At 57.3% G+C, this 6,121-nt stretch carries 6 protein-coding genes; 3 read left to right on the top strand and 3 right to left on the bottom strand.

From position 1 onward, the window contains the following. The first annotated feature begins 71 nt into the window (after positions 1-71). Together F4Y00_04610 and F4Y00_04605 are read left to right on the top strand one after the other, a co-directional pair. Entirely contained in the window at positions 72-494 is a 423-nt protein-coding gene (locus F4Y00_04610; protein ID MYE04236.1) for a DUF4293 family protein, read from the top strand. 27 nt (positions 495-521) lie between these two features. Then, entirely contained in the window at positions 522-1,451 is a 930-nt protein-coding gene (locus tag F4Y00_04605) for a DMT family transporter (protein ID MYE04235.1), read from the top strand. Between the two features lie 73 nt (positions 1,452-1,524). Here F4Y00_04605 and F4Y00_04600 read toward each other — a convergent pair whose 3' ends face one another. After that, positions 1,525-2,562 (bottom strand): glycosyltransferase family 2 protein, encoded by a 1,038-nt coding sequence (locus tag F4Y00_04600; protein ID MYE04234.1) that lies wholly within the window; start codon positions 2,560-2,562, stop codon positions 1,525-1,527. Between the two features lie 106 nt (positions 2,563-2,668). On the opposite strand from F4Y00_04600, the gene F4Y00_04595 reads away from it, so the two are divergent. Then, positions 2,669-4,627 (top strand): RecQ family ATP-dependent DNA helicase, encoded by a 1,959-nt coding sequence (locus F4Y00_04595; protein ID MYE04233.1) that lies wholly within the window; start codon positions 2,669-2,671, stop codon positions 4,625-4,627. 41 nt (positions 4,628-4,668) lie between these two features. On the opposite strand, the gene F4Y00_04590 is transcribed toward F4Y00_04595, so the two are convergent. Both F4Y00_04590 and F4Y00_04585 read right to left on the bottom strand, forming a co-directional pair. Next, a complete protein-coding gene (locus F4Y00_04590) occupies positions 4,669-5,046 on the bottom strand; it encodes a DUF4296 domain-containing protein (protein MYE04232.1) in 378 nt (125 codons plus the stop codon). Between the two features lie 24 nt (positions 5,047-5,070). Next, positions 5,071-5,991, bottom strand: coding sequence for an ATP phosphoribosyltransferase (locus F4Y00_04585; GenBank protein MYE04231.1), 921 nt, complete (start codon positions 5,989-5,991; stop codon positions 5,071-5,073). Positions 5,992-6,121 lie beyond the last annotated feature (130 nt).

Genomic DNA, 6,121 nt, shown 5'->3' with positions numbered 1-6,121 from the left:
GCCTGGCCTGGCAGGAAAATATGCCCCGCAGAGCGCCGCTGCATAGTGTTAACAGACCCTAAGTTGAAGCTATGATTCAGCGCAAACAGTCGGTGTATTTGCTCCTGGGTTCGTTGGCCCTCGGTGCGGTTCTTTTCTTCGGGGCCGCTACCGTCTTCGGGGTGTTTCCCGGATACGTTCATGGGGTGTTTGGAGTAGGCGGGTTGGCCGGTTTACTCGGCGTGATTTCCATTTTTATGTACAGAGATCGGAAGCGTCAGCATACCTTGGCATTCCTGGCGCAGATTTGCACGCTGATATTGATGGCCCTGTTCGCCGTAGCTATGTATATTGGGGGCGCTTCTGACGTATCTGTCTCATCTTCAGGTACGGACACGACCTGGCGAATGGTCACGATGGCGTTACTTGTTTGCGCCTATGCGTTCTTCTGGCTGGCCCGACGGGCTATCCGGTCGGATATCGAGTTGCTGCGTTCAGCGAATCGTATCCGCTGAACGCGGGCAGGAATCGGGAACTGCGCGATGCACAAGGAACACAGGCCGGCTTTGGTGTATTGGGTGCTTGCTGCCGGCATGATGAGTTTCTCGTTCAGTCCTATCCTCATTCGATTTGCAGGGAGTGAAATCGGAGGGGAAGCGCATGGTCTGACGGTTGCTGTCTGGCGTACGGTGATGGCGACCGTAGCCCTGGCGCCGTTTGCGTGGGTGCGTGCACGGGCTGAGATAAAAGCGTTCGAACGGCGCGAATGGTATCTGATTCTGTCGGCCGGCGTGCTGCTTGGGATGCATTTTGTGCTATGGATCGAGTCCCTCTATCACACGACGGTAGCAGCGGCATCGGTGCTTGTCACTACCAGTCCTGTTTTTTTGGCGGTGCTCGGCTACATATTTCTGAAGGAGCGGCTCTCGAAACCGATCAATGGAGCCATTCTGCTGGCTGTGGCGGGAGCAGCAACAATCGGTGTGGGGGACATGCTTGAAGGGAGCGGCGCAGGAACGCTTTTCGGCAATGGTTTGGCCTTACTCGGTTCGTTCTTTTTCAGTGTGTACCTTCTTGTGGGCCGGGTCGTGCGTCAGAAGCGTTCCTGGCTGGCTTATGTGTTTCCATTGTATACCGTGGCCGCTGCTACAACACTGCTCATTGCTCTCCTTCTTAATGCCCCCTTGTGGGGTTTCCCCCCATTATTTTATTTGCTGTGTGCGGGTCTCGCGCTGGGGCCGCAGATCATGGGGCATGGGTCCTTCAATTACGCCGTACGCTATTTTTCGGCTGCCTTGATCGGATTGCTGGGGCTCATTGAGCCGGTAGGTGCTTCTCTGCTTGCGTACGTGATATTCGACGAAGTGCCGAGTACCATCGCCATGGTTGGGATGCTGGTGGTGTTGGTTGCTATTGCCTTCGTAGTACTGTACCACAGGCGTACTCAGCCCGCCATTCCGATCACAGACTGACAGAGAAGGAGACAGAGAAGGAGATGCATGACGGGGGATGGGCCTATCCATCCATCCGGACTCCATACAAAGATTACACGAAGGCCTTCTTCGGCAGTACGTCGAAGCGCCGCCGTCCCCGCAGGAAATAATCGATGACGATACTGTTTCTGTAGGAGGGCAGCACGGTTTCCGAAAGCGTTTCCGGTCGGATAGTGCCACAATTCCAGGAGTTCTTCATTCGGTGTGCATCGGTGTATGCCCGCATGATAGCGGTATATTCGGTGGGGTGCCCTGACACCAGTGCGCGTGCGGCCGCAGCCGCGTCCAGTGCGCATCGCGCCGCAAAAACCCGTTTCCATTCGGGCTCCGGCAGGTTTTTGTACAGCATCAGCAGATTATTCCGGAATGTCAGATAGACCTTCCGGGGGTTTCCCCGGCGTAGTGATCCTCCACCGATGTGATACACTTCACTGGCGGGTTGTACGCGGATTCGGTACCCGGCCCGCTGGAACCGCCAGCACAAGTCGATTTCTTCCATGTGCATTTCGAAGCGCTCATCCAGCAATCCCACCTTGTCAAGGGCAGATCGGCGGAGCAGAAGCGCCGCACCCGTACCCCAGAAAATATCGCGAGGTTCGTCGTATTGCCCGCAGTCCTTTTCCAACCGGAAAAAAATGCGCCCGCGAGCGAAGGGATATCCCAGTCGATCCATAAATCCTCCCGAGGCGCCAGCGTATTCGAACATGGATCGGTCCTCGTATTGCAATACCTTGGGCTGTACGGCCGCGATGTCTTCACATGTTTCCAATTCATCCACGAGTGGATTAAGCCAGCCTGGCGGCACAGCCACGTCGTTATTCAGCAGCAATACATATTTTCCCGTAGCATGCGGGATCGCTTCGTTATTGCCTCGGCAAAACATTTGGTTTTCCGTATAGCGCAGTACGCGGATATTCGGAAAATGCCTGCGAATCCATTCGATTGAGCCGTCGTCCGAGGCATTGTCGGCCAGAATAATCTCCAGATTTTCGTAGTCGGTCGCTGCTACGGAAGGAAAACATTGCTTCAGGAGCGGCAATGCATTCCAGGTAACCACAATAATGGACACGCGGGGGCGTACGTCCGCCATACCGGTTGGGCTTTCTTTTGTAAGGTCGTATCTTCGCTGCGAATCCGGGGAGCGGGCAGGCATTCGCAAGTATCCAACGAGTTGCACGCAGTATCGTTCGAACGATATGGCAGGGAGGTATCCATCATACGAAGATGCCCGTCGCGTTCTCCGCGAGCATTGGGGATACGATGACTTTCGTCCCGGTCAGTGGGACATCATTCGACCCATTGTCGAAGGACGGGATGTGCTGGCCATTCTTCCCACCGGCGGGGGTAAATCCATTTGCTATCAGGTTCCCGCTCTCCTCCACGACGGCCTCACCCTTGTGATTTCCCCGTTGATCGCCCTGATGCAGGATCAAGTGGCGGGGCTGCAGGCTCATGGCGTCAAGGCCACATACATCAACAGCGCATTGCCCCGGCGCGAGATAGAACAGCGCTGGCTCGCTGCCGAGCACGGGCAGTACCGCCTTCTTTATCTGGCTCCCGAACGGCTTTCTTCGGAGGCGTTCGCTGTGCGGGCTGCGCGTATGAACATTTCCATGCTTGCCGTGGACGAAGCACACTGCATTTCCGAGTGGGGGCACAATTTCCGGCCTTCCTATCTGCAGATTGCCGCTGCGCGCAAGCACATGGGGGATCCGCCGACCATTGCGGTCACCGCGACGGCTACCCCCAACGTGCGCAGGGACATTGTCGAACATCTGGCGCTGCGTCGTCCGGAACGCATCGTTCGGGGGTTTGACCGCCCGAATATCGTCTGGTCCGTTTTTCGGACAGAAAACAAGCGATCAAAAGTGCTGGACATCCTCGACGGTGTTCCGGGTTCCGGCATTCTGTATTCGAGTACCCGCAAGGGGGTCGAGCGGTGGGCTGACTGGCTTACACGGCGCAATCAGTCTTGCGCATTTTATCACGGCGGGATGGAAGGTTCCGTGCGCGAGCGCGTGCAGAACGGATGGATCCGCGGCGATCAGCGGATCATGGTGGCGACCAACGCTTTCGGCATGGGTATTGACAAACCGGATGTTCGCTTCGTCATTCATGTTGATCTGCCCGGCACGCTCGAAGGGTATTACCAGGAGGCGGGGCGTGGAGGAAGGGATGGAAAAACGTCCTGGGCCACGCTCCTGTACCATCAGGGGGACGAGGAAACGCCGCGCAGGCTCATTGAGGAGAGTCATCCGACGTCGAAGGAAGTCAGGAAGGTCTATGATGCGGTGTGCAATCTGGCGCAGTTGGCGGTGGGGGCCGAGATGGATTCGCCTGTGCCTGTTCGCATCGGGCCGATCGCCCGGCTTACGGGGTTTTCTGCAGGAAAAATAAACACCGCCGTGACGCTCCTTGCGCGTCAGAATGCATGGCGGGTGCTCCCGCAGCGGGGGCATGCCGGACTGATTCATTTCCGGCAATCCGTCTCGGCATTTCGGGAATACACCGAGGGGCATGCCAATGCCTCCCTGACGGAGTTTGTCCGGACGCTATTGCGCACGGTGGATGCAGGGGCCTTTTCGGATTGGCGGGAGATTGACATCCGGATGCTTGTTCGCCGGACGGGGCTTCCCCTCGAACATCTGTTGAAAGGCATGGAGTACCTGCAAAGACACCAATTGCTGGATTGGATCTCTCCGGATCAGGTAGTGCGCGTCGCCTTTTTACATGCCCGCAGCGCCCGCCTTCCGATCGACGGCGAGCGGGTACGCGCCGCCCGCAAGCGGGCGGAAGCGCAACTCGACCAGATGATCCGTTTTGCATGTACGACAACATGCCGCCGCCACTTTCTGCTGACGTACTTCGGAGAGACCGTTCCGGAGCGATGCGGCACATGTGACGTATGCCTCGGGCGCCACGAAGCATTCGAGCCGCCTCCTCTGGATGCGCTCATCGTCCAACGATTGTTGCGTCAGATCGCTGACGGCAAACCGCGCGGAGAATGGCTGGAAGGTATGCGCACGCCCGTATACCGGGTCGATCAGTTGCTCGGTTGGCTGATCAACGAGGGGTATCTTCGGCAGCTCCATTCACCGGGAGGCGCCTTTGAACTCACGGCGAAGGCTACATCGATTCTTGAGGCGCCTTCATGATATAGGGCCTGTTAACACTATGCAGCGGTGCTTTGCGGGCCCTAATCCGCCTCGATCTCAGGCATTTGTTGCACCTGAAGCGTATCGACGACCCGCCCGTATATCCCGACAAAGGTTTCCGGATGCGACGTGTACCAGGCAATGGCGTTCGCCCAGGCTGTGCTGTCGAGGCCATGGGCAGCGAGGAGGGAATCTTGAACCTCCCTGGTGTTGATCTCCGTTAGTTCTTCCCGGGCTTGCAACAGATGCATTTCGGCCAGCACGGCCACCATGGTGGTACCGGGGACGGGGGGCGGTGCATTGCCGCTGCATGCAGTAAGTGCGGATACCGCAAGGCACAAGATGCTTGCCGCAAGGCGCCGGGGGAGAAAGACCACCCCGGGCAGGCTGTAAAATGGAGTGGAGACCGGATGCGTCATGCCTGTTGCGGCAGGCCGCCGTTGCTACGGAATGATTTTGTTCAGCGCATACTCGATGATACCTTCGGCGCCGAGTCGCTTGAGTTCGGGAATGAGGCGCCGTACATGCTGTTCTTCAATGACCGTTTCGATGGCTACCCAGTCGTCTCCGTTCGCCAGCGGCGAAACGGTCGGCATGCGCAAGGCGGGGAGTATCCCGATGACCTGCTTCACGCGATCACGCTGTACATTGAGTTTGAGTCCAACACGCCCCTCAGCCCGGATCGCACCTTGCATCAGCAGGGCAATATTTTCGATCTTTTGCCGCTTCCACGGGTCTTCCCATGCTTCCCGGTTGGCGATAAGCTGCGTATTCGAGTGCATCAGTACATCCACGATGCGAAGTTTGTTGGCGCGCAGCGACGAGCCCGTCTCGGTAACCTCGACGATAGCGTCCACGAGATCGGGACATTTTGCCTCGGTGGCTCCCCATGAAAACTCGACATCGGCATTCACATCATTTTCGCGAAGCCATGTGCGTGCAATGTGAACGACTTCGGTTGCAATGCGCTTTCCTTCGAGGTCTTTTACGGAGCGGATATCGGAATCTTCCGGAACGGCAAGCACCCATCGTACGGGGCGCATGCTTGTTTTCGAGTAGATCAGATCACTTACCGGGTGCACATCCGACTGCGTTTCGAGCACCCAGTCCTTGCCCGTAATACCTGCGTCGAATACTCCGTCCATGACATATCGCGCCATCTCCTGGGCGCGAACCAGCATGGCCCGCAGTTCCTCGTCGTCTGTGGACGGGAAGTACGATCGCTCGCGCGTCGAAAAATTATATCCGGCCCGATGCAAGAGCTCCAGGGTAGCGCTTTGCAGGCTGCCTTTGGGCAGCCCGAGCCGCAATAAGGGAGAACTCTGTGTCGGTTTTCCGGCACTGGTTCCGGAATCGGCTGCCATGGATGCGTTTGTTGCTCGCGGGGGGTACGGGATTTCAATTAGGGCCTGTTAACACTATGCAGCAATGCTCTGTTTCGTCAGGCACGGCGTCAATCAAGGCGCGAGGAGTGAAGTTTGGTGGTTCCAAATG

It is taken from the genome of Bacteroidetes bacterium SB0662_bin_6, from assembly GCA_009839485.1.
GTDB lineage: Bacteria > Bacteroidota > Rhodothermia > Rhodothermales > VXPQ01 > VXPQ01.
This window is presented reverse-complemented; position numbering and strand designations above follow the sequence as displayed.